Raw genomic sequence first — 26,714 nt, forward strand, 5'->3', positions numbered from 1 at the left:
CGGTGAACTTGACGGCATTGCCGGCCAGATTGAACAGGATCTGGCGCAGCCGCACCGGGTCGGCCAGCACCATGGAGGGCAGGCCGGGGTCAACGAAGGCGGAAATGACCAGGGACTTGGCCGCCGCCGCCGGAGCGACGGTCTGCACCACGCCTTCGACGATGCGGTCGAGGCGGACCGGCACCCGCTCCAGTTCCAGCCGTCCGGCCTCGATCTTGGAGAAGTCCAGCACATCGTCGAGGATGCGCAACAGGGCCAGCCCGGAATCGCGGGTGGTGGCCACCAGGTCGCGCTGGTCGCCGTCCAACTCGGTGTGGTCCAGCAGTTCCAGCATGCCGATCACCCCGTTCATGGGGGTGCGGATCTCGTGGCTCATGGTGGCCAGGAAGGCCGACTTGGCCAGATTGGCCGCCTCGGCGTTCTCCTTGGCGGTGGTCAGGGCGCAGATGGCGGTGTCGCGCCCGCGATTGACCTCGTGGAACTTGGCCAGCACGCGGTTGAAGGCGGCGGCGATCTCGGCGGCCTCGGTCTCGGGGGCGGCGGCCACCGGCTGGGCGAAGGTGGCCGGGTGCTCGTGGGCCTCCATCTGGGCCAGCAGGTCCTGCAGGGTACGGCGGTTGGCCTCCTCGGCGCGGCGGCCGGCCTCTTCCCGCTCGGCCTCCAGCCGCTGCTTCTCCAGCGAGTTGCGCTTGAACACCTCGACGGTGCGGGCCATGGCGGCCAGTTCGTCGTGCAGGTCGCGGTCCTCGACCTCGCGCGACCAGTCGCCGCCCGCCCCGGCCTCCATGGTCTCGCGCAGGCGCTGCAGTGGCGAGCGGATGGATTGGCCGATCATCCAGCTGATCCAGGCGCCGACCAGCAGCAGGGCCAGGGCGGCGCCGGCCCCCACCACCGCCAGGCGCAGCAGCTGATGGCGCGAGCGCCGTTGCAGCCGTTCCTCGCGGTCGCGGCCCTGGATGATCAGCCGGTCGATGGCGGCCGACATGGCGGCCTGGCTGGCGTCCACCTCGTCGGTCAGGATGCGCGAGCGCTCGTCGAAGCCCCGCGCGATGGCGTCGATGGCCGCCGACAGGGTCCGCGCCCTGGTGCCGATCACCGCCAGGGCGTCGCGCTGCAGGTCGCTGGTGGCCAGATGGGTCAGGGCCGGGACGGTGTCGGTCACCCGCTGCAGGCTGGCATGGGCGTTGATCGCCCCCGCGCCGGCGCCGTTGAAGTAGAAGGCGTTGATGGAGATCAAGGCCTCGACGAAATTCTCGTGGGATTTGACCAGGGCCGGGCTCAAGGGGTCGTTGCCCCGCGAACGGGCGGTGGAGTTGAGGATGGCGTAAAGCCCCGACATCTCGCTGGTGGATTGCAGCACGTCGCTTTCGTAGAGGCGCAGGATGTCGGCGTTGATGGCCTTCAGCGTCTGGAAGCCGGCGACGAAGCGCCGCGCCGCCTGATGCATGGCGCGGGCATCCTCGGACAGCGGCTTCTGGTGGGCGGTGGCGTCGCCCATGGCCACGAACAGCTCCTCCGAGCGGCGCATGGCGTCCTTCAGCAGATCGTCGGTGGGATTGGCCAGATACTGGCGGATCATGCCCTGCAGGCGCGAGGCGCGGATGTCGATCTCGGCCAGGGCGCTGGTGCGGTACTGGACGGTGCGCAGCTCGTCCAGGTCGCGGTCCATCACCGAGGCGGCGTGCCAGCCCAGGCCGCCCACCGCCAGGGCGACGCAGACGTTGAGCGCCACCACCAGCGGAATGCGCCAGGCGATGGGCAGGGCCCGGATCAACCGAACGAAGTGCGTATGCGCCATGGCCGGCGGAATCCCCATCCTTCGCCTTTTCGCCGTTGATGGTACTAGCGGAGCAGGGGCGGGGGAAGGGCGGTGGAAGAAATCAGCGCGGCGGGCGGCGGCCATGCCTTCCGGCCGGCTTGACCAAAATCAAATATTATCGCAGCATGTTCTGAGTCATCACAAAACCAATGTGGATATCCGCCGCCATGCGTCTCACCCTGCACACCGATTACGCGTTGCGAGTCCTCGTCCATGTGGGGCAGCACAAGGGCGATCTGGTCACCATCAACGAGATCGCCGAGTGCTACGGCATCTCCAAGAACCACCTGACCAAGGTGGTGCACCAGTTGGGCCGCGCCGGCTATCTGGAGACGGTGCGGGGCAAGTACGGCGGCGTCCGTCTGCTGCGCCGGCCCGAGGACGTCAAGCTGGGGCAGTTCATCCGCGAGACCGAGGACGACTTCACCCTGGTCCGCTGCATGCGCTGCGAATCCGCCGACGAATGCCGGCTGTCGGGCAGCTGCATCGCCCGCGACGCCCTGTCCTCGGGGCTTTCGGCGTTCTTCAAGGTCCTGGACGGCTACACCCTGGCCGACATGCTGGGCGCCCAGCGGCAGGCCGCCGAATAGCCTTTCCTACGGATGGGTTTTCTCTGTGCCGCAAGTGGTGTATCCCTTGGCGGGCATAGTTGTTTGGGGGAAGCATGGCCGCGTTTGATACTGCCGACAACGAGAACGAACTCCGGGTCATCAACGAGTTCCTGGAAGAGTTGCGCGACACCGCCAGCCAGCTGCAGGTGCTGGTGGGCAACATGCGCTCGAAGAGCATCGGCGCCGCCGAGGGCTTGGCCACCTTGAAGCGCGAGGCCAGCAACCTGCGCAGCCATGCCCAGGGCCTGACCCTGCCGATGATCAAGCTGATCACCCACCGTTTCGACGAGTATGTGGGCGAGTTGAAGGAGGCCGGCCCGTCCGAGCTGGATGAGATCCAGGTGTTCGTCGACAAGATCGAGAAGCTGGCCGACGGCGAGCAGATCTCCGAGGCCGACGCCCCCGCCGTGGTGCGCGCCCTGCCGGCCAAGCGCACCGCCGACATCGATTTCGGCAAGATCGAGAAGAAGAACGTCGAAATCCTGCTGGTGGTGCCGGAAAAGGCCATGTCGCGCATCGTCGAGCGCGAACTGGCCGCCTGCGGCTACCGCACCTCGACCATCCGCGACGGCTTTTCCGCCATGGAGACGGTGGTGCGCACCCGTCCCGACATGGTGATCGCCTCCATGGAACTGGGCCTGCTGTCCGGCGTCGATCTGGGCTGCGCGCTGGGCGCCATGCCGGTCACCGAAAGCATCCCCTTCGCCCTGTTCACCAGCTACGAATGGGGCAATCCCAAGCTGAAGGGCCTGCCGCCCCGTGCCTCGCTGATCCGCAAGGGGCCGAAATTCGGCGACGACCTGGCCGAGAGTCTGTCGCGGTTCAACATCACCTGAGGATGCGGGCGGGGACGCCCGCATCCCCGCCTAGATTCCGCCCATGCACAGGTACTTGACCTCGAGGAAGTCCTCGATGCCGTACTTGGAGCCCTCGCGGCCCAGGCCTGATTCCTTCATGCCGCCGAAGGGCGCCACCTCGGTGGAGATGATGCCCTCGTTGATGCCGACGATGCCGTATTCCAGGGCGCGCGACACCCGCCAGACCCGGCCCACGTCGCGGGAATAGAAATAGGCGGCCAGTCCGAACTCTGTGTCGTTGGCCATGCGCACCGCTTCCTCTTCCGTCTTGAAGCGGAACAGCGGTGCCACGGGGCCGAAGGTTTCCTCCCGCGACGGCGCCATGGCGGTGGTGACGTCGGCCAGGATGGTCGGCTGGAAGAAGGTGCCGCCCAGTGAATGGCGCTGGCCGCCCGTCACGACGCGCGCCCCCTTGGCGACGGAATCGGCGATGTGGCGCTCCACTTTCAGCACCGCCTCCTCGTTGATCAGCGGGCCCTGTTGGACGTCGCCCTCCAGGCCGGGGCCGACCTTCAAGGCGCCGACCGCCTCGGCCAGCTTGGCGGCGAAGGCATCGTAGACGCCGTCCTGGACCAGCAGTCGGTTGGCGCAGACGCAGGTCTGGCCGGTATTGCGGAACTTGGACGCCATGGCGCCGACCACCGCCGCGTCCAGATCGGCGTCGTCGAAGACGATGAACGGCGCGTTGCCGCCCAGTTCCAGCGACAGCTTCTTCACCGTGGCGGCGCATTGGGCCATCAGCAGCTTGCCCACCTCGGTGGAACCGGTGAACGACAGCTTGCGCACCTTGGCATTGGCGGTCAGTTCACCGCCCACCGCCTTGGGGTCGCCGGCGGTGATCACGTTGAAGATTCCGGGCGGAAAGCCGGCGCGCTCGGCCAACTCGGCCAGGGCCAGGGCGGACAGCGGCGTGTCCTCGGCCGGCTTGACCACCACCGGGCAGCCCGCCGCCAAAGCGGGGGCGCATTTGCGGGTGATCATGGCGATGGGGAAGTTCCACGGCGTGATGGCGGCGACCACGCCGACGGGCTCCTTGGTGACCACGATACGCCGGCCGGGCAGATGCTCGGGGATGACGTCGCCATAGACCCTTTTCGCCTCCTCGGCGAACCATTCCACGAAGGCGGCGCCGTAGGCCACCTCGCCCTTGGCCTCGGCCAGGGGCTTGCCCTGTTCGGCGGTCATCAGCACCGCCAGGTCGTTCTGCGCCGCCATGATCAGGTCGAACCAGCGCTTGAGCACTGCCGAGCGCTCCTTGGCGGTCCTGGCCTTCCACGGCCCCCAGGCGCGGTCGGCGGCCTCGATGGCGGCGCGGGTCTCGGCGGCACCCATGGCGGGAACACGGATGATCAGCGACCCATCAGCGGGATTGGTGACGGCGAAGGTGTCGCCCGAATGGGCGGCAATCCAGGCGCCGTCCACATAGGCGCGGTCGCGGAGCAGGGCGGAATCGGAAAGTTTCAGCATGGCATCCATCCAAACCGGGGGTCGGACAGGGTATACTCCAGCGCTTCGCAACGCAAAGGGGCCGCCATGACCTCGTCCCGTTCCCGCTACCTGTCCGCGCTGGGCCGCGAGTTCCATGTCACCGAATGGGGGGACGCGGCGGCGCCGGCCCTGGTGATGTGGCACGGCCTGGCCCGCACCGGGCGGGATTTCGACAGCCTGGCGGCGCATTTCAGCGGGCGCTACCGGGTGATCTGTCCCGACACCCTGGGGCGCGGCCTGTCGGGATGGTCGCGCGCGCCCAAGCGCGATTACACCCTGGCCGCCTACATGAAGCACGCCCTGGCCATCCTCGACGCCCTGGGGGTCGGGCGGATGGATTGGATCGGCACCTCCATGGGTGGCGCGCTCGGCATGCTGCTGGCGGCGGGACCGCTGAAGGGGCGCATGGATCGGCTGGTGATGAACGACATCGGCCCCACCCTCAATCCGGCGGCGGTGGAGCGCATCCGCACCTACGTCACCCAGATTCCCCACTTTCCCACCATGACGGCCTTCGAGGATTTCCTACGGCTGGTCTACAAGCCCTATGGCTTCCAGACCGACGAGGAATGGCGGCGCATGGCCGAGACCTCGTCGCGGCGGCGCGGCGACGGGCGCATCACCGTCCATTACGATCCGGCGGTGATGCGGGTGTTCGCCGCCTCGGCCGCCGATTACGAACTGTGGGCCGAGTATGACGGGGTGGATTGCCCGACCCTGGTGCTGCGCGGTGCCCAGTCCGACCTGCTGCTGCCCGAGGTGGCCGACGAGATGACCCGGCGCGGCCCCAAGGCCCGGCTGGTGACAGTGCCCGACTGCGGCCATGCCCCGGCGCTGAACGTGCCGGAGCAGATCGCGGTGCTGGAGGGGTTCCTGGCGGGGTGATCACCCCTTGGGCTGTTCCACCCGCATGCCGGTCAGCAGGAACACGTCGCGGGCGGTCAGCTGGGCTTCGGCGTTGAGGCGTCCGCCGGCCACCGCCTCGGCCTGGGGGCGCTTGCGGATCACGAACTCGATAGCCGCCTCGCCCACCGGGGTCAGGGTCTGGTCGAAGCGGGGGAGGCGGTGACGATAGCTGGATTCCAGCGTCTCGATGCGCCGCAGGTCGGCCTGGACGCCCAGCGAGGCCAGGGCCTCCAGCAGGTTGACCGAAGCCGGGCTCCACGATTTCGGCTTGAACAGGGTGAAGGTCCAGCGGTGCTCGGGATTGTGGCGCGACGGCCAGAACCCCTGCTCGTACATGTCCTCGTCGGGAACCAGCGCCACCAGATGGCCGCCGGGCTTCAGCACGCGCAGCCAGTGGCGCAGCGCTTCCTTGGGGTCGGCCATCTTCTGCAGGATGAAGGCGGCGTGCACGAAGTCGAAGGTGTTGTCGGCCAGCCCGGTCAGGTGCTGGAGGTCGCCCTCGGCCACGTCCCAGATCTTGCAGCCGGCAATGCCGGGAAACTGCTCGCCGTAAAGGGCCAGGGGATCGCTACCGCCGCCGATGTCCAGGCCCTGGCCGACGAAATAGCGGGTGATGAATTCGGGCTGGCGCGCCCGGCGGGCCACCGACTTGCTGGTTTCCTTCAACGGGTCACTCCACCGCCAGAATCTTGTCCATCAGTTCGCCGCCGCCCGGCACGTGGTCGCGGAACGACTTCCAGGCGGTGCGCCGCGCCAGCTTCTGCCAGGAATCCATGGCGGCGCCGTCCAGCTTGACCACCTCGACCTCGGCGGCGATGAAGTTGCCGGCCAGGCGGCGCTCCAGCAGAGAGAGGGAGGCCGACAATCCGGCCTCGGCCGCCGCCGCCGCCGCGTGCAGCGCCTGGCGCCGGGATTCGTCCAGGGAATCGTAGCGGCGCTTGGACACCATGACCGGTTCGTAGAGATACCACATGGCGCCGCCCTCGCCCGGCACGGTCAGGCAGGCGAACTTGCGCTCCATGCGCAAGCTGAGCAGGGTGGCCGCCGAGGTGTTGGCGATGTCGATCAGGTCGTTGCTGACCAGGGTACCCAGCGCCTCCGAGGTGGCGACCGGCACCGGCACCGCCCCGGCCCCGGCCCAGTACTCGCCCATGAAGCGGCCGATGGTCCGCGCCCTCAGGCCCTTGGCGTCGGCGGGGGTGGCCACGCAGCGGTGGCGGCTGGCATAGGCGCCGGGAATCCATGAATCGGCCAGGATGACCACGCCGGCCGCCTCGATCTGGCGCTTCAACTCGCGCATGGCCGGCGACGCGGAAACATGCTCGGCCTGGGTCCGGCTGCGGATCATGGTCGGCAGGGACAGCACCGCCAACTGGGGGAAGCGGTCCAGCAGGTAGTCGACCGGCATGAGCACCATGTCGATATTGCCGCCGGTCAGCGCCCCCCACTGGTCGCCGGGGCGCAGCAGCGAGGCGGCGGCGTAGAGGCGGATGGTCAGGCCATGAGGCTCCATGGCGCGGGCGATGGAGCGCATGGCGTCGTCGCGCAGGTCGCCGGGCGGAAACTGGTACGAGGCGGTCCAGGTCTCGGCCGCCGCCGGGACGAGGGGGACGGACACGACGGCAAACGCCGCCATGGCCGCGGTCGCCAGCATCCATCCACGCGCCAGAATCCGTCTCAGCACCGCTGCGCAGTCCCCCCGAACATCCCCCGCCGACAGTGCACCACGTTCGCGGGCGTCGGGCAACTATTCCCGAAGGTCGGTGTCGTCGTGGATATCGTCGCCGGCCTCCATCTCCTCGACCACTTCCTCGGGCAGCATCAGTACGCCGGCATTGTAGTCGTAGTCGAAGATCTCGGCGTAGCGGCCCCAGGTGATGGCGGTTTCCAGCACGCGTTCGGCCTCGTCGTCGGTGAGGTAGTCCTGCAATTCCTGCAGGAAGCGGTCTTCCGGGGCGCGGTGGTCCTTGCGCTCGTCCAGCACCCGGCGGATATGGGCGGCCAGCGGGATGTTCTTGACCAGCGCCTCGGCGAACAGGTCCTTGCGGTAGGCGTCCTCGGCCTCGACGAAGGCCTGGCCCGAGGGAGTGACGAAGATATCGCCCGCCGCGATGCGGGCCAGTCCCAGGACGCGCAGCCCCTCGAACAGGTGGAACAGCTGGTCGTCCTCCAGCTCGGTCTCCTCGGCCAGCTGGGGCAGGTCGGCGCGGCCGTGGAAGGGCGCCTCGGCGATGGTCTCCAGCAGGCCGGCCATCTTGCCCGGCGTGGTGTCGGGCAGGCGGTAGCCCAGGGTCAGCTGTTCGGCCGCCCCCAGCCCGCCGCCCCGGACGTTGGCGGTCATCAGGGTGTAGACCTCGTCGACGATCTGGCGGAAGGCGGCGGATTCGGTATCGCGGGGCCGGGGCAGGTTGACGCGGATCTCGGCCCGCACCCGCCCAGGGTCGGAGGAGAACACCAGCACCCGGTCGGCGACGGACACCGCCTCCTCGATGTTGTGGGAGATCAGCAGGATGCCCTTGGTGGGAATCTTGCGCTCGTCCCACAGTTCCACCAGGTCTTCGCGGAGCGTTTCCGAGGTCAGCACGTCCAGCGCCGAGAACGGCTCGTCCAGCAGCAGCACGTCGGGGCGCATCACCAGGGCGCGGGCGAAGCCGACCCGCTGGCGCATGCCGCCCGACAGTTCCTTGGGATACGCGCTCTCGTAGCCGCCCAGGCCGATCAGGTCGATGGCCTCGTTGGCGCGCTCCTCGCGCTCGGCCTTGCCGATGCCCGCCGCCTCCAGGCCCAGTTCGACGTTCTCCTGCACCGTCAGCCAGGGGAACAGGGCGAAGGACTGGAACACCATGGAAATACCCCGCGCCGGGCCGGTGATCGGCCGCCCGCGGTACTTGACCTCGCCGCCATTGGCCTTGATCAGCCCGGCCATGATGCGCAGCAGGGTCGACTTGCCCGAGCCCGACTTGCCCAGCAGGGCGACGATCTCGCCCTCCTCCAGCTTGAAGTCGACGCCTTCGAGCACAGTGCGCTCGTGGCGCTCGGGGGTGCGGAAGGTCTTGCGCACGCCCCTGAGGTCGAGCAGGGCGGTGGGGGCAGCGGTGATCTCGGCCATGGCCCTATCCTTCAGTCCAGGCGAACCCTGTCGGCGGCCCGCATGTACAGCGGCCGCCACAGGAAGCGGTTGAAGCCCATCACGAACAGGCACATCACGGCGATGCCCAACGCGATGCGGGGAAAGTCGCCGTCGACGGTGGCCTTGGCGATGTACGAGCCCAGGCCCACCGCCCGCAGGGTGGTATCGCCCCAGCTGACCAGCTCGGAGACGATGGCGGCGTTCCACGATCCCCCCGCCGCGTTGAAGGCGCCGGTGACGTAGGAGGGGAAGATGGCCGGCAGGATGAACTTCTTCCAGCGCAGCCAGCCCGACAGGCCCAGATTGCCCGCCGCGTCCTTCATGTCCTGGGGCATGGCGGCGGCGCCGGAGATGACGTTGAACAGGATGTACCACTGGGTGCCCAGGATCATCAGCGGGCTGGTCCACACATCGACGTTGAGGTCGAAGCGCAGGATCAGCAGCACCGCCACCGGGAACATCAGATTGGCGGGGAAGGCGGCCAGGAACTGGGCGATCCACTGGACGTTCTGCGCCACCATGGGCCTTTGCCCGATCCACACCCCGATGGGGACCCAGATCAGCGAGGCCAGGAAGATCAGCACCACCACCCGCACCGTGGTGGCCAGTCCGTAGAGCAGCACCTGCCCCATCTCGATCAGGCCGACCGAGCCGTGCACGAACAGGCCCACCTGCACCAGGGCGGCCACGGTGGCCAGGATCAGCAGCGCGTCCCAGGCATGGCTGGCCCAGGCGGGCAGGGTGAGGGACAGGCGGTCGGTGGCATGGAATTCAGGGGCCTCGGGGCGGCGGCGCCTCAGCCCGGCGGCGGTCAGGTCCCAGACCAGCCCGGGCAGCTTGGCCAGGGCGCGGAACAGCCGGCCGCGCTGCATCAGGGTCAGCAGCCAGGATTCGGGGCGCTGCTCGCCCGGCGCGGTATCGACGCGGAACTTGTCGGTCCACGCCACCAGCGGGCGGAACATCAACTGGTCATAGACCACGATGCCGGCCAGCACCGCCAGGATGGCCCAGCCGATGGCCTCCAGGTTCTTCTCGGCGATGGCCAGGGCGATATAGGAACCGACGCCGGGCAGCATGATGGTCTGGCCCGACACGGTGATGGCCTCCGACGCCACCACGAAGAACCAGCCGCCCGACACCGAGATCATCATGTTCCACACCAGGCCGGGCATGCCCCACGGCATCTCCAGGCGCCAGAAGCGCTGCCAGGCCGACAGGTGGAACACCTTGGACGCCTCGATCAGGTCGTTGGGCACCGTCTTCAGCGAGGAATACAGGCTGAACGTCATGTTCCATGCCTGCGAGGTGAAAATGGCGAAGATGGCGGCGCATTCCACGCCGAGCAGATTACCGGGGAACAGGGCGATGAAGCCGGCCACCGTGATGGACAGGAAGCCCAGGATGGGAATGGACTGCAGGATGTCGAGGACCGGGACCAGGACCTTTTCCAGGGCCGGCACCTTGGCGGCCAGGGTGGCGTAGACCAGGGTGAAGGCCAGCGAGGCCAGCAGGGCGGCGGCCATGCGCAATGCGCTGCGCAGCAGGTAATAGGGCAGGTTGACAGGGTCCAGCGACAGGGCCAGCTTCTCGCCCACGTCGTAGGGTGTCGTCATCTGGGTGCTGCCGTAGGCCAGCAGCGCCAACAGGGCGAAGATCACCGGAATCAGCGCCAGATCCCAGAGGTTGGGCTTGAGGTCCGGCGCCACCGCGACCGTGGGAAGGCTCCAGCGCATGTCAGCCATCTCGGTTCGGGTTGAACGCGCCCCTCATAGCCTGCCCGACCCGCCTTTGTCGAGGCGGGAAAGCTTACAGGAGTGTGACAGTCAGGCCCGTTCCAGCACCACGAAGTCGAAGGGGGGCTCGCCGGCATTGGGGCGGCGCAGGGTTTCCCGCCAGAGAGAGCGGTCGAGGGCGGGGAAAAGCGTGTCGCCCTCGTAGGCGCGGGCGATCTCGGTGAGATAGAGGCGCGCCGCCCGGGGCAGCGCCTCGGCGAACAGGGCGTTGCCGCCGATCACCATCAGTTCGACCGCCCCGGGGGCCAGCCGCGTCGCCAGGTCCAGGGCCTCGTCCAGGGAATGGGCGGTATGAGCGCCCTCGGCCCGCCACTCCGCCTGCCGCGTCACCACGATGTTGGGGCGCTTAGGCAGAGGCCGGCCGATGGACTCCCAGGTCTTGCGCCCCATGATCACCGGCTTGCCCAGGGTGTTCTCCTTGAACCATTTCAGATCCTCGGGGATGTGCCAGGGCAAGGCGTTGTCCTTGCCGATCACTCCGTTGGCGGCGACCGCGACGATGATTGAAACGCTCGGGATCATACCGCCACCGGGGCGGCGATGTGGGGGTGGCACCGGTAGTCCACCACCTTGATGTCGTCGATGGTGAAGGCGAAGAGATCCTTCACCTCGGGGTTCAATTCCAGCCGGGGCAGGGGGAGGGGCGGGCGCGACATCTGCAGCGCCGCCTGCTCCATGTGGTTGGAATAGAGGTGGGCGTCGCCGAAGGTGTGGACGAAATCGCCCGGCTCCAGCCCGGTCACCTGGGCCATCATGTGGGTCAGCAGGGCGTAGGAGGCGATGTTGAACGGCACCCCCAGGAACGCGTCGGCCGAGCGCTGGTAGAGCTGGCACGACAGCTTTCCCTCGGCCACGTAGAACTGGAACAGGCAATGGCAGGGCGGCAGCGCCATGGACTCGATGTCGGCGGGATTCCAGGCCGAGACGATCAGGCGGCGCGAATCCGGGCTCTTCCTGATCATCTCCACCACCTGGGCGATCTGGTCGACGGTGCGTCCGTCGGGGCAGGCCCACGAGCGCCACTGCTTGCCGTAGACCGGCCCCAGGTCGCCGTTGTCGTCCGCCCACTCGTCCCAGATGGAGACCTTGTGGTCCTTGAGATAGCGGATGTTGGTGTCGCCCTTCAGGAACCACAGCAGCTCGTGGAAGATGGAGCGGGTGTGGAGCTTCTTGGTGGTCACCAGGGGAAAGCCCTCGCCCAGGTCGAAGCGCATCTGGTGGCCGAACACGCTGGTGGTGCCGGTGCCGGTGCGGTCGGCTTTGACGGTGCCTTCGGCACGGATGCGCCGCAGCAGATCAAGGTACGGATGCAAGGGGCGAGCCTCCGGGTTGCGTCGCGCGCACTGTACCCCAGCGCCGGCCGCGCCGAAAGACTCCCGACAAGGCTGGCGCTTCGCTCTCGCCCGCTTTATAGTGGGGACGCCGGGCAACCGGCTATGACGCTAAACGCCACGCGGAATAGACGTTACGGACCCGGGGGCGGTACCCGGCGCCTCCACCAGATTTCCCGGCTCACACGCGGGTCGGACCATCGGGGGCGAAATAGGATCGACGTGCGTAGTAAAGGTCTGGTTTGCGTTCGGCATGATACCACCGTTATCGGGTCAATCCTAACAAGTGCCAACGACAACGTTGAACTTGCCGCTGCGGCTTAGTCCGTAAGCGCGGTCCGGGGGGAACCGGGCAACAGAACTCCCCCCACTTCATTTCGGCGTTCAGCCAAGGGATGGGATTTCGTGCCGGTGGAAGAACTGCGTTACGACAAGATGGTGGAAGAGGCCCTGCGCGGCGTGGTTCGCGACTCGCTGGTCTTTGCCGCCGAACACGGCCTGCCGGGCGAGCATCACTTCTACGTCACCTTCCGTCCCCATCATCCCGACGTGGAGATGGCCGACCACCTGAAGGCGCGCCATCCCGACGAGATGACCATCGTGCTGCAGCACCAGTTCTGGGACCTGGACGTCACCGAGGACGGTTTCGCGGTGACGCTGTCGTTCTCGGGCAAGCCCGAGCGGATGGTGATCCCCTTCTCGGCGGTGACCGGCTTCGCCGATCCTTCCGCCAAGTTCGGACTGCAGTTCCAGGCCATTCCCGGCGATGACGACGAGGACGACATGGAGATCGACGCGTTCGATCCCGAGCCGTCCCGCGCGCCCGCCGCCGCCGATGTGGGCGACAAGCCCGAGCCCCAGCCCCCGGGCGAGGGTGGGGGCGACGGCAACGTGGTGGCGCTGGACAAATTCCGCAAGAAGTGAGTTTCGGGGCCGCCCCTTGCGGCCGCCCTTGACCTCGGCCTGAAAAAGGTGTTTGACCAGGGACAGCCGTCCAGCCCCGATGGGTGGGGCGGCGCTACCCGTTTCTTCTCAGACCGAGGTCGCCGAGCATGTCCGATTTCGCCCACCACGAGCTGTTCCCGCTGTCTTCCGACGACACCCCCTACCGCAAGATCACCAGCGACGGGGTGGGGACCGCCAGCTTCAACGGCCAGACCGTGGTGACGGTGGCCCCCGAGGCGATCACCCGGCTGACCAAGGAAGCCATCAAGGATACCTCGCACCTGCTGCGTCCCGCCCATCTGCAGCAGTTGAGGAACATTCTCGACGACGCCGGTTCGTCTCCCAACGACCGCTTCGTCGCCTATGACCTGCTGAAGAACGCCTGCATCGCCGCCGGCGGCGTGCTGCCCATGTGCCAGGACACCGGCACCGCCATCGTCATGGGCAAGAAGGGCCAGAAGGTGTGGACCGGCGGCGGCGACGAGGCCGCCATCTCCCAGGGCGTGCAGGAGGCCTATACCGAGCTGAACCTGCGCTATTCCCAGACCGCCCCCATCGACATGTACGAGGAGGTCAACACCGGCACCAACCTGCCGGCCCAGATCGACCTGTTCGCCACCGAGGGCGATGCCTACAAGTTCATGTTCATGGCCAAGGGCGGCGGTTCGGCCAACAAGACCTTTCTCTATCAGCAGACCAAGGCGCTGCTGAACCCCAAGAGCCTGCTGACCTTCCTCGACGCCCAGATCCGCACCCTGGGGACCAGCGCCTGCCCGCCCTACCATCTGGCCATCGTCATCGGCGGCCTGTCGGCCGAGATGTGCCTGAAGACGGTCAAGCTGGCCTCGGCCAAGTACCTGGACTCCCTGCCCACCGCCGGCAACAGGTACGGCCAGGCCTTCCGCGACGTGGAACTGGAGCAGATCGTCCTCAAGATGACCCAGGACATGGGTATCGGCGCCCAGTTCGGCGGCAAGTACTTCTGTCACGACGTCCGCGTCATCCGTCTGCCGCGCCACGGCGCCTCGTGTCCGGTGGCCATCGGCGTGTCGTGTTCCGCCGACCGCCAGATCCTGGGCAAGATCACCAAGGATGGCGTCTACGTGGAGGCCATGGAGCGCGACCCGGCCAGGTTCCTGCCCGATGTGGACGTTTCCAAGCTGAACGGCGAGGTGGTCAAGATCGACCTCAACCGTCCCATGGACGAGATCAGGAAGACCCTCTCCCAGTACCCGGTGAAGACCCGCGTGTCGCTCTCCGGCCCGATGATCGTGGCGCGCGACATCGCCCACGCCAAGCTCAAGGAGCGCCTGGACAAGGGCGAGGGCCTGCCCGAGTATTTCAAGCAGATGGGTGTCTACTATGCCGGCCCGGCCAAGACGCCGTCCAACTATGCCTCGGGTTCGTTCGGCCCGACCACGGCGGGGCGCATGGATTCCTATGTGGATCAGTTCCAGGCCGCCGGCGGTTCCATGCTGATGATCGCCAAGGGCAACCGTTCCAAGACGGTCACCGATTCGTGCAAGAAGCACGGCGGCTTCTACCTGGGTTCGGTGGGCGGCGCCGCCGCCCGTCTGGCCCAGGACTGCATCAAGAAGGTCGAGGTCATCGAATACCCCGAACTGGGCATGGAAGCCATCTGGCGCATCGAGGTGGTGGACTTCCCCGCCTTCATCGTCGTCGACGACAAGGGCAACGACTTCTTCGCCGAGTTCGCCCACTGAGGCGGGGCGCAACCTTCCGCCATGTCCGGCCTTGTGTCGGGCATGGTGGAAACCGCGGAGACGGGCGCTGCTGTCGGGTCGGGATCGCCGTCGCGGTTCAGAACAGGTAGTTCATCACGCTGCCGGGCTTGACCGAGCCGGGCGAGGTGATGCGGATGTTCTGCTCATAGGTACCGACGCCGCGCAGGACGTCGTTGAGGAAAATCCGCGACGAGGTGGGGTCGCTGCCGTCTTCCGAGGTGTCGGTGCCGTATTCGAAGATGCGCAGCGAGGTCTGCGGCGCGAAACCGCCCCGCTCGTCGCGCTGGCGGCGGCCGCCGTCGGGATTGATTCCGTTTTCCTGCTGGAAGCGGAGGATGGATTCCTCGTTGAGGCCCATGTGCTGGGCGTAGTCCAGCCGTTCCACGTCGGGGCGGGTCGAGGACGCCACATTGCGCCCGCCATGGCCGATACGGACCGTCGCCGCCGCCACGCTGGACGCCGCCGCCGCTGCCGATCCGACCTGTTTGGTGCTCAATGCCATGATGTGGGCCTAGATACACGGGACCTAGATTAATCCAAGGTTAAGCATACCCCTGCGGGTGGCCGAAGGGAAGCGCTAACACGGCGGGTTAAAGAGTCGCCGCCGCCCCTCGGGAGAATCACCCATGGAACAATGACGCCGGGTTGGCAGAAGCTCCGGGCATTGGCCAAGGACAGGTTCCGGCGAATAATCGCCGAATACCGTCGTTGTATTTCACAGACCTTTGCTGTCCAGCCAGGACAAGGTGCGTTCCGCCGTCGCCTGCCACCAGCAATCATCGAGCATCAGTCCGTGGGGTGCGCCGGTCAGCACCGACAGGTCGGCGTCGAAATAGGTGGCGGTCTCCATCAGGGCGGCGGCGGGAACCAGGACATCGCGGTCGCCGCCCAGCACCAGGATATCCGGACGCCATTCGCCCAGCGGCAGGGATGGGCGGACGGGATTGAGCAGTTCGACGCAGATGCGGTGGGATTCCCGCTGCAACCGGGGCAGCAGATGGGCCACGGCGTCGTCCGGAGTGGAACTGGCGAAGAAGGCGCGGCGGATGACCTCGCCCTTGACCGCCGAGGGGCCCAGGGCCTGCAGCAATCCGAATTGCAGGCAGACATCGGGGGAGAACAGCGACAGGTGCAGCGCCGACGACATCAGGCCGGACGGCGGGACGCTGGCCATCAGCACGGCGGCGCGGACGCGCTCGTCGCCGGCCAGGCAATGCTGGACCAGCAATCCGCCCAGGGAATGGCCGACCAGGATCACCTCGCCGCCCACATGCGCCATGGCCGAATGGATATCGGTGACGTAATCGGCCAGCGAGGCGTAGTTGAAGCCGCCCTCGCTCTCGCCGTGGCCGCGCAGCGACACCGCGTGGCTGGACCAGCCGCGACGGGCGAAAAACGGCATGAAGTGTTCGGCCCACACCCAGGCGCCGCAATAGGAGCCGTGGACGAACAGCAGCGACGGCCGCCCGGAGGCGGGGCCTTCCGGCGGGTGGCAGTGCAGGAGTTCCAGTTTCACTTGAAGCCGATCGATCTTTTCAGCCGGGCGAGGAGGCCCGGCTTGGGTTCCGCTTTTTTCACAGGCGCCGGCTTGCGGGGGGGAAGGGGGACACCTGCCGGTTTCGCCTTGGGGGCCGGCCGGCAATGGGGATTGGTGTAGGAGAAGAACATGCGGAACTCGCCGTCGGCGGCCACCTTGTAATAAGCCACCTTCTTGATGGTGGGATCAAGCTTGCAGCGCCGCTTGGCGTCGATCTCGGCGGTTTCCCGATCCTCGATGTCGGAATAGTCCAGCTTGCCCTGCTTGAGTTCCTGGCCTTCGCGGCAGGAATAGATTTCCGTGCTCATGCGCCCTTCCTCTGCCCGGCCGGATCATAGCGGGGTGGGGGGCGCAACCGCAACCGTCTCCAATGTGCAAAGGCCCCGCGGCCGCGGTTAACCGGATGTTCGGAAATGCCGGGTATGCTATATATTGTGAAGGCCCGCGCGTTCTGGGCCAAAAGGATGAAGCGACATGGCCGACAGCGACGACGCGATCAACGCAGCCCTGGGTCTGGGAGAGAACCGCGAGGCAGTCTACGACGTCTCGGTGGAGTTGTCGGCGGTGCTAGGGACCGCCAACCTGCCCATCGCCCAGTTGCTGAAGCTGGGCCGCGGCGCCGTGGTGGAACTGGACCGCAAGGTCAACGATCCGGTCGATCTCTACGTCAACCGCAAGAAGGTCTGCCGCGCCGAGGTGGTGGTGGTCGAGGACCATCTGGCGGTGACCATCACCGAGGTGCTGAAGCGCGCCGCCGATTGACGCGCCGCTCGTCCCTGGTAGTCTCTGGTCCCGCATCCGCGAGAACCAGGGGCCAGACATGAAGTTCTTCATCGATACCGCCGAAGTCGCCGAAATCCGCGAGCTGGCCGCCACCGGGCTGGTGGACGGCGTCACCACCAATCCGTCGCTGATCGCCAAGTCGGGACGCAAGATCCTCGACGTGGTGGCCGAGATCTGCGACATCGTGCCCGGCCCCATCTCGGCCGAGGTGGCCGCTACCGATTTCGAGACCATGCTGGCCGAGGGCCGCAAGCTGGCGGCGCTGCGTCCCAACGTGGCGGTCAAGGTGCCGCTGACCCTGGCGGGGCTCAGGACCTGCAAGGTGCTGGCCGACGACGGGGTCAAGGTCAACGTCACCCTCTGCTTCTCGGCCAATCAGGCCATCCTGGCCGCCAAGGCCGGCGCCGCCTTCATCTCGCCCTTCGTCGGGCGTCTGGACGATATCGGCCAGGACGGCATGGAACTGATCGCCGACATCGTCTCCATCTACCGCGAATACCCGGCGTTCCGCACCGAGGTGCTGGCCGCCTCCATCCGCCACCCCATGCATGTGACGGAAGCGGCGCGGCTGGGCGCCCATGTGGTCACCATGCCGCCGGCGGTGCTGCGCCAGATGGTCCAGCATCCGCTGACCGACAAGGGCCTCGCTTCTTTCATGGCCGATTGGGCGAAGACCGGCCAGTCGATTCTCTGAGGACCTCGCGCACGGCATCGCGGTCGAGGAACGAGCCCATCCGGCTGACCTTGGCCGCCCCCCAGCGCACCGCCAGCGGCAGGGCCTGGGTCATGTCCAGCCCCAGGGCCAGGGCATGGGTCAGGCCGGCGGCGAAGGAATCGCCGGCTCCCGTGGTGTCCACCACCGGCACGTCGGGGGCGGTGGCTCGCAGGCGCTCTCCCCCGATGCCGAACGCCTCGGCGCCCTCGCCGCCATGGGTGATCACCACCCAGCGCAGGACATCGCCGGCCAGCTTGCGGCTCTCGGCCAGGGGATCGGCCAGGAAGCGGGTGTCCAGGTCCCCATGCGAGCCGATCAGTATCTGGACTGGCAGGTGGCCTTCCTCCAGCGGGCGGATCTGGGCGACGATGGGGCACAGCGCCGCCTTTTCCCGCAGCAGCCCGGCCAGATTCTGGCCGTTGGAACGCACATAGACGCAATCGGCGCCCAGGTCGAGCAGGCGGCGCGGCGACCGGCTTTCCCGCGCCCGGGTCAGGTTGACGATGGTGCGTTCGCCCTCGGGGTCGAGCAGGACCAGCGAGCGGGTGGTGGGGCCGGAAATGCGGGTGACCGGGCCGATGTCGACGCCGTAGCGCGACAGTTCGGCCAGCAACTCGTCGGCCAGGGGATCGGTTCCCACCGCCGCCACCAGGGAAACCTCATGGCCGGCATGGGCCAGGGCGATGGCGGTATTGGCGCCGCCGCCGCCCAGCCGGGCGGCCGGCGGGGTTCCCTGCAGATGGGCTCCCTCCCGCAGGCGGTGATCCAGGTGGATGACTTCGTCGCGGGCGATATTGCCCAGGACCACGATTCGTGCCATCGCGGCCTCCTTTAATCCACCCTCAGGATAGCTCCAAAGCCGTGGCGATGCCATGATGACCGTCATGAGCGAAACCCATTCCAGCCGCGCCCCCCGGTCCTGGGGCCGCGCCCTGCGCCATCCCGGCTACCGCCTGTTCTTCTGCGGCCAGGCGGTGTCGCTGATGGGCTCATGGATGCAGATGGTGGCGCAAAGCTGGCTGGTCTACCGCCTGACCGGCTCGGCCGAGATGCTGGGGCTGGTGGCCTTCGTCGGGCAGATCCCGGTGTTCGTCTTCGGCCTGCTGGGCGGCGCCGTGGCCGACCGGCTGCCGCGCCGTCGCCTGATCATGATCACCCAGGGGGCTTTCCTGGCCCAGGCGGCGGGGCTGGCGGCGCTGACCCTGGGCGACATGGTCGAGGTCTGGCACGTCCTGGCCCTGGCGATGGTGTTTGGCGTCATCAACGCGGTGGACATTCCCGCCCGCCAGGCCTTTACCGTCGATCTGGTGGGCAAGGACGACCTGGGCAACGCCGTGGCGCTCGACGCCTCCATCTTCAACGCGGCGCGGCTGGTGGCGCCGGCATTGGCCGGAGCCCTGGTGGCGGACGTGGGCGAGGGCTGGTGCTTCGTCCTCAACGCCGCCAGCTTCCTGGCGGTCCTCGCCGCCCTGGCCCTGATGCCCGAGCCGGAAGGGGGAACTGCCGCCCCGGCGGGGGAGAGCATGCTGGCGCGGGTCGCGGCCGGCCTCGCCTTCGTGGCTGGGCACCCCCCCATCCTGGCGCTGATGGCGATGCTGGGCCTGTCGGGGCTGATGGGCATGTCGTTTTCCGTGCTGATGCCGGTGTTCGCCGACCGGGTGCTGGGCGGCGGGCCGGAGACGCTGGGCCTGTTGATGAGCGGGGCGGGGCGGGCGCCCTGCTGGCCTCGCTGGCGGTGGCCGGGCCGGCGGGAGGAGCGTCGCGGCATCGGGTGGCCTGGGGGCTCGCCGCCTTCGGCGCCGCCCTGGCGGCCTTCGCCCTGTCCACCCTGCCCTGGCTCTCGGCCGGATTGCTGGCCCTGGCCGGCATGGCCCTGGTCGCGCACAACACCGCGTCGCAGACCCTGGTCCAGACCCTGGTGCCCGATGCCTTCCGGGCGCGCACCATGGCGCTCTACACCATGACCTTCATGGCGGCGACGCCGCTCGGCTCGCTGCTGGCCGGTTTCCTGTCCGAGCGCATCGGTCCCCAGCCCACCGTGGCGCTGGGCGGAACGGCCTGCGTCCTCGGTGCCCTGGCCTATCGCCGCTGGGCGCCCTGACCGGGGAAGATCAGCGAGAACACCGCGCCGCCGCCGGGACGGTCGTCCACCTCGACCTGCCCGCCATGGGCTTCCATGATCCCCTGGACGATGGCCAGGCCCAGGCCGGAGCCGCTCTTGCGCCGTTCGGCCCGCCAGAAGCGCTGGAAGATGCGTTCGCGCAGGTCGGAGGGGATGCCGGGGCCGCGATCCTCGACCCGCAGGGTGGCCGGACTCTCCACCCGGACGGTGACCATGGTGTCGAACGGCGTGTGGATCAGGGCGTTCTCCACCAGATTGCGGGCGGCGCCGAACACCGCCTCGGCATTGGCGGCCACCAGGCAGGGGCCGGGCGCCTCGACGACCTCGATCATCCGGCGCTGCTTCAGCGCCATGGGCGCCAGGAAGGTGCCGACGTCGACGGCGATGGCGTTGAGGTCGGCCTGGTCGTCGGTGGCGACGGTCAGCGCCTCGGCGCGTGCCACCGCCAGCAACTGGCCGATCAGCCGGGTCATGGATTCCGCGTCACGGACCAGGGCGTCGCGGATGGCCGGGTCGGAGAGGGTCTCGATATGGGCGCGCAGCACCGCCAGCGGGGTGCGCAGTTCGTGGGCGGCGTCGGCGGTGAAGTCGCGCTGGATGCGAAACCCCGCCTCGATGCGGTCGAGCGCGCTGTTGACGGCGTGGACCAGCGGCAGAATCTCGCGCGGGACGTCGGTTTCCGGCAGGCGGATGTCGGTGCTGGCCGGGCCGATGGCGGCGGCCTGCTCCGACAGGCGCCGCAGCGGCAGCAGTGAATTGCGGATGGTCACCAGACTGACCAGCAGCATGGCCAGCAGGAAGGGGGCGCCCAGCCAGCCGCCTTCCCGGGCGAAGCGTTCGACCAGCGAGCGGGTCATGGCGTCGAAGTCGCTGCCGTTCTCCTCCACCTGGACCACCATCTCGCTGCCCGGCATTCCCATCAGCAGGGCGGCGCCGAACATCAGCACGGGGCCCGGCCCGTCGGGATTGCGGCGGTAGAGCCGGGGGCCGTCGCCGATCAGCGGGACGGGGCCCACCTCCTCGCCGCCATGCACCAGCACCCGCCCGCTGCGCCAGTCGCGGACGGCAAAGCGCAGGTTGCCGTCCGACGCGGCGTAGGCGGCCAGCTGGGTGACCGGCATGTTGAGGACGATGTCGCCGTTCTCCCGGATGTCCACCTGGTTGCGGATGGAGACCGCCTGCTCGATCAGATAGGTGTCGCGCATGATCTCTGTGACCGAGCGGTATTTCCACCACAGCCAGGAATAGGCCAGCACGATGGCGACCAGGGTGGTTAGCGACAGGCGGACGACGATACGCCACAGGATGGCCGGCGGCTGGCCGGTCAAGGGGCGCCGTCCGCCAGCATGTAACCGATGCCCCGCAGGGTGTGGACGCCGACCTGGGCGCCCGATTGCTGCAGGCGCTTGCGCAGGCGCGAGACCAGCACCTCCACGGAATTGGGGGTGACATCGTCGTCGAAGCCGTACAACCCCTCCTCCAGCGAGCGCTTGGACACCACCTTGCCCGAGCGGCGCAGCAGGTGTTCCAGCATCTCCATCTCGCGCCGGGGCATGGACACCACCTTGCCGTCCACCCGCACCTCGCGTCCGGCGGTGTCGAAGGCGAGGTTGCTCAAGGACAGTTCCACCGAAAGCGCCGCGCCCGGACGGCGAAGGATGGCGCGCAGGCGGGCGATCAGCTCCTCCATGGCGAAGGGCTTCAGCAGGTAGTCGTCGGCGCCGGCATTCAGCCCCGAGACCCGGTCGCTGACCCCGTCGCGGGCGGTCAGCACCATCATGGGGCAGGGGGCGGCCTTGGCCCGCTGGGCGCGGACGATGTCCAGGCCGTCGCCGTCGGGCAAGCCCAGGTCGACGATGGCCGCCTGGTAGGCGGCAGCGTCGAAGGCGGCGCTGGCGTCGGCGACGGTGCCGAACACGTCGGGTACGAAGCCGGCGTTGCGCAGCCCCGACGAGATGAATTCCGCCAGGCGGTCATTGTCTTCCACCAGCAGAATACGCATGGGCTCCGCCTATTGCAGGATGTAGTAGATGTCCGATCCGTCGTCGCCCTTGATCCAGAGCTGGACCAGGGTCTTGCCGGCGGCATCGTACCATACCTCCCGGCGCAGCCCGTCATCCCACAGCCAGCGGGTGGCGCGGGTCGGCTGGCCTCGGACGGCGATGGTGTCCTCGCCCAGGAACTCGACCTTCAGCCTGGTGGGCGTGCCGTCGCCGGGATCGAGCATCATGGAGGCCTGGGGCGGCGGCTGATACCACAGCGTGCCGGGGATCATCTCGGGATGGAGGCTGGCCGGTTTGCCGTCCACCGACACCCGCATCTGGCCGCCGGCCACCTCGGCCTTGACCTGGTGACGGATACCGTCGTCGTTGGTGACGTAGTCCAGCGCCTTGAAGCGGCCGTTTTCCCAGATTTCGACGCCTTGCTGCTCGTAGACGAAGAAGGGAATGAGCAGGAAGCTCACCCTGATGTCGGCCTCCACATGGACCTCGAAGCCGCTCTTGTGCGGCCGGAAGGCGTATTTGTGGTAGCCGATGGGGCCGCCGTTGCGGGTGACGGTGAAGGCCAGGGGCTGCTCGGGATGGGCCGTCAGGATGGCGGGCATGGCCGCCGCGACCTGGGCGGTAACAAGCAGAACCATGGCGGCGATGAGCGGACGCAGTGTCCTCATGCGCGGCGGGTACCTCTGCTGTGACGGGCGGCCCCCGGCGAACCGGGGGCCGCACACGTCGATCAGGACATCAAGCGGTTCCACCAGCCCTTGCGCGGCGGCTTGGCCGGCGCCGGGGGCTCGGCCTCGGCCACCGGCGCCACGATCACCTCGGCGGCGATGGCAGGGGCGGCGGCTTCCGGCTCGGGCGGCTCCGGCTGGGGCACAGGCTCGGGCTCCAACTGGGGGGCAGGGGCCGGTTCCACGGCGATTTCCGGGGCCAGTTGAACCTCGGCCTTGGCCTCGGCCTTCTTCTTGGCCGGGGCGCGCTTGCGCTTGGGCTTTTCGCCGTCCTCGGCGGCGGCCGGTTCCTCGGCGGCTTCGGTCTTGGCCTTGGCCCTCGTCCGGCCCTTGGCCTTGGGTTCGGCCTCGGTGCCGGCCTCAGCCTCGGCCTTCTTCTTGGCCGGGGCGCGCTTGCGCTTGGGCTTGTCCTCGGCGGCGGGAGCGGCGTCCTCGGCGGTCGCGGCTTCCGGTTCGGCCGCCGCATCCGCGGCGTCCTCCTCGGGCTGGCCTTCGTCGGCCGGCCCGGCGGTCACGGCATCCGAGGCCTCGGCCTCTTCTCCACCCTCACCGCCCTCACCTGCCTCGCCACCCTCGCCGTCACGGCGGCGGCGGCGGCGGCCGCCACGGCGGCCACGGCGGCGCTTGCGCGGCTGGTCGTCGTCGCCGCCCTCGGTCCGGACGCCTTCACCTTCACCTTCACCTTCACCTTCACCTTCGCCTTCGGCGTCGTTCTCGTCATCCTCGGCCTCGGTTTCGGCCCCGGTTTCACCTTCACCTTCGCCGTGGAGGTGCTCCTCACCGGCGGCGGCCTCGCCCTGCTCGGGACGGTCGTCGCCGGGCTTGCGGCGGCGGCGGCGGCGGCGGCGGCGCTTGCGTCCGGCCTCGCCGTCCTCGCCCTCTTCGGCGCGCTCTTCCTTGTTGCGGTCGTCCCTGGCCCGGGCCGGGCGCTCGGGCCGAGCCTCCTCGTCCTCGTCCTCCTCGTCCTCCTCGGCCTCTTCCGGCTCGGCCTCGGCGGGCGGGCGGTGGGCGGCGTCATCCATGGAGATGGCGGTGCGGGCCGGCTCGTCGGGACGGAACTCGGCCTTGATCTTGTCCATGCGGAAGGCCGGCGGGATCAGGGTGTCGTCGCCGGACAGCAGCACGTCGAACTCGTAGCGCTCCTCGATGGCGGCCAGCGCCGAGCGCTTCTGGTTGAGGATGTACAGCGCGATGGCGGTGGGCACGTACACGGTGATCTCGGAGGAACGGCGGCGGATGCCCTCCTCCTCGATGGCGCGCAGGATGTGCACGGCGGCCGATTCCACCGAACGCACCAGGCCGGTGCCGCCGCAATGGGGGCAGGGGCTGAAGGTGGTTTCCTGGAGCGAGGGGCGCAGGCGCTGGCGCGACAGCTCCAGCAGGCCGAAGGCGCTGATCTTGCCCACCTGGATGCGGGCGCGGTCGTTCTTCAGCGCCTCCTTCAGGCGGCGCTCCACCGCATGGTTGTTGCGGTTCTCCTCCATGTCGATGAAGTCGATGACGATCAGGCCGGCCAGGTCGCGCAGGCGCAGTTGGCGAGCCACCTCGTCGGCGGCTTCCATGTTGGTCTTGAGCGCCGTCTCCTCAATGTGGCGTTCCTTGGTGGAACGGCCGGAATTGACGTCGATGGCGACCAGCGCCTCGGTCTGGCTGATGACGATGTAGCCGCCCGACTTCAGCTGGACCACCGGCGAATGCATGGCGTCCAACTGGGCTTCCACCTGATAGCGGTGGAACATGGGCATCACCGGGTCCTTGTAGGGCTGGACCTTCTTGGCATGCGACGGCGTCAGCATGCGCATGTAGTCCTTGGCCAGACGGTAGCCTTCGTCGCCGTCCACCAGCACTTCGTCGATGTCGCGGGAATAGAGGTCGCGGATCGAGCGCTTGATCAGGCTGGCCTCTTCATAGACCAGGGCGGGGGCGCTGGACTTCAGCGTCAGCTCGCGCACGCTGTCCCACATGCGCAGCAGGTATTCGTAGTCGCGCTTGATCTCGGTCTTCGAACGCTCGGAACCGGCGGTGCGGATGATCACCGCCATGCCGTCGGGAATGTCCATCTCGTTGGCGATGGACTTGAGCCGCCGGCGGTCGGTGGCGGAAACGATCTTGCGCGACACCCCGCCGCCGCGCGCCGTGTTGGGCATCAGCACGCAATAGCGGCCGGCCAGGGACAGGTAGGTGGTGAGAGCGGCGCCCTTGTTGCCGCGCTCTTCCTTGACCACCTGGACCAGCATGATCTGGCGGCGCTTGACCACTTCCTGGATCTTGTAGTTGCGCAGCAGGCGGGCGCGGCGGCGTTCGTTCTCGGCGTCGTCGTCGCCGCCCACGGTTTCCACGTGGCGCTTGCGCGGCGACCGCTCGGAACTCTCCGCGCCGTCGCCGTTATCGCCGTCGGAGGCGGGAGCGTCCTCGACGGTGGTGCCGTCGGCCTGCTCGGCCACGGCCTCGGCGGCCAGATGGCCCTCGCCGATGGCGTCGGCGTCGTCGCGGTCGTTGGTGGCCTCGCGCATCACCTCGGCGCGCTGGGCGGCCAGCAGCGCCTGGCGGTCGGCCACCGGAATCTGGAAGTAATCAGGGTGGATTTCGCTGAAGGCCAGGAAGCCGTGGCGGTTGCCCCCGTATTCGACGAAGGCAGCCTGGAGCGAGGGTTCGACCCTCACCACCTTGGCCAGATAGATGTTACCCTTCAGCTGCCGCTTGGTGGATGTCTCAACATCCAGTTCTTCCAGGCGGGTTCCATTGACGACCACGACCCGGGTCTCTTCCGGGTGGGTGGCGTCGATCAACATACGCTTGACCATTAAGGCGATCTCTCCGTGGCGCCGCCCGCGACGCGCAGGGCGCATGCGAGCGGCTGTCTGATCCAGCGAAGCCGGCGCGCAGGCACGGGCGATCAATGGGTTTGCCGCTGGAACCAGCGGCGCCTTGGAAAACGACCGCGCGTCCGGAAACGGATGCGGGCCTCATTCGGCGGAAACCTGATCGCGGGCGGATCCGCCCGGCTTCGAATTCGAGTACGGCATCGCGGTCCGAGCCATGGCGCATCCCCGGGTTCGCAGTCATTGCGAACCACCGTGACGCCATCGTCCCATGGGGGACTGTCGGATAATGCGAGCTCATGGGCAGTCAAAATAGCCTTGCCGGGTCCATTCGACAACGATCTTGTTGCAGCCAGTCCACACGTATGGGGAAAACGGCGGAAGAGTCTGGTGAATCAATGCGTTTTGAGTTGAGCTTGAGTCAGCGCCTGCGCTATAGCTGTCAAACAGTTTTACCAATCGGCCCGCGACCATGAGGCAGATGAGGACAAGACCGCGTTTCCTGTCGGCGCTGATGGCCCTGGCTTTGGCCTGGGGAGTGGGCGGCGTGCCCCGCTCCCTGGCGGCGACGGCGTCGGGCGCCCGGCTGGGCATTCACAGCGAGGGGGTCACCCGCTTCGTCCTCGACCTGTCCGACCAGGTGGTCTTCAAGGTCACCCCCATGGCCGATCCCTACCGTATAGCCATCGATCTGGCAGGGACCGACTTCGCCGGGCCGGCCGGTATTTCCAAGCCGTGGGGCTCGGTCAATTCCCTGCACCTGGAGGGCGAGCGCATCGTCCTTGACCTCCGGAAGCCCGCCCTGGTCAAGAGCGCCTTCATCATTCCGCCGCGCGACGGCATGGGCCACCGCCTGGTGGTGGACCTGTCGGAAACCACGCGCGAGGCTTTTCTGGCCGCCGCCGGGACCGGCGGCAAGGCCCCGGTGCTGAAGCCGCCCGCCGCCGCCAAGCCGGCCGAGGAATTCCGGCTGCCGGAGGCCGTGCCCGCCGAGGCGGCGCGTCCGCCGGTCAATCCCCCGGGGGGAAATCCCCTGACCGCCAACCGTATCGTGGTGACCAGCCCCAACGCCCCGGCCGAGACGGCCCTGCCGCCGCCCGAGCCGGTGACCGCCGCGCCGGTTGTTGTGGCGTCGTCGCCGGTCAACCTGATTGCGCCGCCCATGCCGGTGGAGCGTCCGTCGCCGGCGGAGAAGGCGGGCCGCGCCCCCCAGGGCGCTCCCATGCTGTCGGCCCCCATGCCGCCGCCGCCCGAGCGCCCGGCGGCGGCGCCTCCGCCGGCGGCGCAGCCCGCGCCCCCGCCGCCGCAGCAGCAGGTGCTGCAGCCGCCGCCTTCCGCCCCCGAGACCGTCGCCAAGGCCAAGGCCAAGGATGGCGTGC

At 68.2% G+C, this 26,714-nt stretch carries 24 protein-coding genes, 1 other RNA gene and 2 pseudogenes; 11 read left to right on the top strand and 16 right to left on the bottom strand.

Going from position 1 to position 26,714, the window contains the following annotated elements; translation table 11 throughout:
• Positions 1 to 1,798, bottom strand: a 1,798-nt coding sequence (locus H261_RS26180) for a histidine kinase dimerization/phospho-acceptor domain-containing protein (RefSeq protein ID WP_008620373.1), incomplete at its 3' end; no start/stop codon positions are given.
• Positions 1,799 to 1,986: 188 nt separating this feature from the next.
• Here H261_RS26180 and H261_RS18030 point away from each other — a divergent pair.
• Positions 1,987 to 2,409, top strand: a complete 423-nt coding sequence (locus tag H261_RS18030; RefSeq protein WP_008620374.1) for an RrF2 family transcriptional regulator — start codon at positions 1,987 to 1,989, stop codon at positions 2,407 to 2,409.
• A gap of 74 nt (positions 2,410 to 2,483) precedes the next feature.
• Entirely contained in the window at positions 2,484 to 3,266 is a 783-nt protein-coding gene (locus H261_RS18035) for a PleD family two-component system response regulator (RefSeq protein ID WP_008620375.1), read from the top strand.
• Positions 3,267 to 3,296: 30 nt separating this feature from the next.
• On the opposite strand, the gene H261_RS18040 is transcribed toward H261_RS18035, so the two are convergent.
• Positions 3,297 to 4,754 (bottom strand): NAD-dependent succinate-semialdehyde dehydrogenase, encoded by a 1,458-nt coding sequence (locus H261_RS18040; protein WP_008620377.1) that lies wholly within the window; start codon positions 4,752 to 4,754, stop codon positions 3,297 to 3,299.
• A 66-nt stretch (positions 4,755 to 4,820) separates the two neighbouring features.
• On the opposite strand from H261_RS18040, the gene H261_RS18045 reads away from it, so the two are divergent.
• Positions 4,821 to 5,660: an alpha/beta fold hydrolase gene (locus tag H261_RS18045; RefSeq protein ID WP_008620379.1), complete on the top strand. Its 840-nt coding sequence runs from the start codon at positions 4,821 to 4,823 to the stop codon at positions 5,658 to 5,660.
• Here H261_RS18045 and H261_RS18050 read toward each other — a convergent pair whose 3' ends face one another.
• The 6 genes from H261_RS18050 to H261_RS18075 all read right to left on the bottom strand — a co-directional run bounded on the left by H261_RS18050 (position 5,661) and on the right by H261_RS18075 (position 11,917).
• Complete coding sequence (locus tag H261_RS18050) at positions 5,661 to 6,347, bottom strand: class I SAM-dependent methyltransferase (protein WP_008620381.1); 687 nt, start codon at positions 6,345 to 6,347, stop codon at positions 5,661 to 5,663.
• Between the two features lie 4 nt (positions 6,348 to 6,351).
• Positions 6,352 to 7,335: a TRAP transporter substrate-binding protein DctP gene (dctP, locus tag H261_RS18055; protein WP_008620383.1), complete on the bottom strand. Its 984-nt coding sequence runs from the start codon at positions 7,333 to 7,335 to the stop codon at positions 6,352 to 6,354.
• A gap of 93 nt (positions 7,336 to 7,428) precedes the next feature.
• Complete coding sequence (locus tag H261_RS18060; RefSeq protein ID WP_008620386.1) at positions 7,429 to 8,790, bottom strand: ABC transporter ATP-binding protein; 1,362 nt, start codon at positions 8,788 to 8,790, stop codon at positions 7,429 to 7,431.
• Positions 8,791 to 8,801: 11 nt separating this feature from the next.
• Positions 8,802 to 10,544, bottom strand: a complete 1,743-nt coding sequence (locus tag H261_RS18065) for an ABC transporter permease (RefSeq protein ID WP_008620388.1) — start codon at positions 10,542 to 10,544, stop codon at positions 8,802 to 8,804.
• A gap of 90 nt (positions 10,545 to 10,634) precedes the next feature.
• A complete protein-coding gene (locus H261_RS18070; RefSeq protein ID WP_008620392.1) occupies positions 10,635 to 11,126 on the bottom strand; it encodes a dihydrofolate reductase in 492 nt (163 codons plus the stop codon).
• Positions 11,123 to 11,917: a thymidylate synthase gene (locus H261_RS18075; protein ID WP_008620393.1), complete on the bottom strand. Its 795-nt coding sequence runs from the start codon at positions 11,915 to 11,917 to the stop codon at positions 11,123 to 11,125. The genes H261_RS18070 and H261_RS18075 overlap by 4 nt, the downstream gene beginning before the upstream one ends.
• A 69-nt stretch (positions 11,918 to 11,986) precedes the next feature.
• On the opposite strand from H261_RS18075, the gene ssrA reads away from it, so the two are divergent.
• The 3 genes from ssrA (at position 11,987) to H261_RS18085 (ending at position 14,604) form a co-directional block, all read left to right on the top strand.
• Positions 11,987 to 12,307: a transfer-messenger RNA gene (gene ssrA, locus H261_RS24010) on the top strand.
• Positions 12,308 to 12,340: 33 nt separating this feature from the next.
• Entirely contained in the window at positions 12,341 to 12,859 is a 519-nt protein-coding gene (locus H261_RS18080) for an SspB family protein (protein WP_008620396.1), read from the top strand.
• Positions 12,860 to 12,987: 128 nt separating this feature from the next.
• Complete coding sequence (locus tag H261_RS18085) at positions 12,988 to 14,604, top strand: fumarate hydratase (protein ID WP_008620398.1); 1,617 nt, start codon at positions 12,988 to 12,990, stop codon at positions 14,602 to 14,604.
• Positions 14,605 to 14,701: 97 nt separating this feature from the next.
• On the opposite strand, the gene H261_RS18090 is transcribed toward H261_RS18085, so the two are convergent.
• The 3 genes from H261_RS18090 to H261_RS18100 form a co-directional block, all read right to left on the bottom strand.
• On the bottom strand, positions 14,702 to 15,127 hold the full coding sequence (locus H261_RS18090; RefSeq protein WP_040476836.1) for a hypothetical protein: 426 nt from the start codon (positions 15,125 to 15,127) through the stop codon (positions 14,702 to 14,704).
• Positions 15,128 to 15,340: 213 nt separating this feature from the next.
• Entirely contained in the window at positions 15,341 to 16,141 is an 801-nt protein-coding gene (locus H261_RS18095) for an alpha/beta hydrolase (protein WP_008620402.1), read from the bottom strand.
• The gene (locus H261_RS18100; RefSeq protein WP_008620403.1) at positions 16,138 to 16,470 is read right to left on the bottom strand and encodes a hypothetical protein; all 333 of its coding nucleotides are present in this window, start codon (positions 16,468 to 16,470) and stop codon (positions 16,138 to 16,140) included. Before H261_RS18100 ends, H261_RS18095 begins: the two co-directional genes overlap by 4 nt.
• Before the next feature lie 166 nt (positions 16,471 to 16,636).
• On the opposite strand from H261_RS18100, the gene fliN reads away from it, so the two are divergent.
• The gene (gene fliN, locus H261_RS18105) at positions 16,637 to 16,924 is read left to right on the top strand and encodes a flagellar motor switch protein FliN (protein ID WP_008620404.1); all 288 of its coding nucleotides are present in this window, start codon (positions 16,637 to 16,639) and stop codon (positions 16,922 to 16,924) included.
• Positions 16,925 to 16,982: 58 nt separating this feature from the next.
• The gene (gene fsa / locus H261_RS18110) at positions 16,983 to 17,639 is read left to right on the top strand and encodes a fructose-6-phosphate aldolase (protein WP_008620405.1); all 657 of its coding nucleotides are present in this window, start codon (positions 16,983 to 16,985) and stop codon (positions 17,637 to 17,639) included.
• On the opposite strand, the gene H261_RS18115 is transcribed toward fsa, so the two are convergent.
• Entirely contained in the window at positions 17,599 to 18,480 is an 882-nt protein-coding gene (locus H261_RS18115; protein WP_008620406.1) for a carbohydrate kinase family protein, read from the bottom strand. The genes fsa and H261_RS18115 overlap by 41 nt on opposite strands.
• Before the next feature lie 163 nt (positions 18,481 to 18,643).
• Here H261_RS18115 and H261_RS26655 point away from each other — a divergent pair.
• Positions 18,644 to 19,309, top strand: a pseudogene (locus H261_RS26655) (MFS transporter); the annotation flags it as partial.
• A gap of 122 nt (positions 19,310 to 19,431) precedes the next feature.
• Positions 19,432 to 19,761: an MFS transporter gene (locus H261_RS26660; RefSeq protein ID WP_322096299.1), complete on the top strand. Its 330-nt coding sequence runs from the start codon at positions 19,432 to 19,434 to the stop codon at positions 19,759 to 19,761.
• Here H261_RS26660 and H261_RS18125 read toward each other — a convergent pair.
• From H261_RS18125 to H261_RS18140, 4 genes are all read right to left on the bottom strand, one after another.
• The gene (locus H261_RS18125; protein WP_008620407.1) at positions 19,740 to 21,110 is read right to left on the bottom strand and encodes an ATP-binding protein; all 1,371 of its coding nucleotides are present in this window, start codon (positions 21,108 to 21,110) and stop codon (positions 19,740 to 19,742) included. The two genes, H261_RS26660 and H261_RS18125, sit on opposite strands and share 22 nt — an antisense overlap.
• On the bottom strand, positions 21,107 to 21,784 hold the full coding sequence (locus tag H261_RS18130) for a response regulator (RefSeq protein ID WP_008620408.1): 678 nt from the start codon (positions 21,782 to 21,784) through the stop codon (positions 21,107 to 21,109). Before H261_RS18130 ends, H261_RS18125 begins: the two co-directional genes overlap by 4 nt.
• Before the next feature lie 9 nt (positions 21,785 to 21,793).
• The gene (locus H261_RS18135; RefSeq protein ID WP_008620409.1) at positions 21,794 to 22,453 is read right to left on the bottom strand and encodes a DUF6134 family protein; all 660 of its coding nucleotides are present in this window, start codon (positions 22,451 to 22,453) and stop codon (positions 21,794 to 21,796) included.
• Positions 22,454 to 22,515: 62 nt separating this feature from the next.
• On the bottom strand, positions 22,516 to 25,317 hold the full coding sequence (locus tag H261_RS18140) for an Rne/Rng family ribonuclease (RefSeq protein ID WP_008620410.1): 2,802 nt from the start codon (positions 25,315 to 25,317) through the stop codon (positions 22,516 to 22,518).
• Positions 25,318 to 25,816: 499 nt separating this feature from the next.
• Between H261_RS18140 and H261_RS18145 the strand changes: the two are divergent.
• Positions 25,817 to 26,714: pseudogene (locus H261_RS18145) on the top strand (N-acetylmuramoyl-L-alanine amidase); the annotation flags it as partial.

This window comes from Paramagnetospirillum caucaseum, assembly GCF_000342045.1.
In the GTDB taxonomy this organism is placed as follows: domain Bacteria; phylum Pseudomonadota; class Alphaproteobacteria; order Rhodospirillales; family Magnetospirillaceae; genus Phaeospirillum; species Phaeospirillum caucaseum.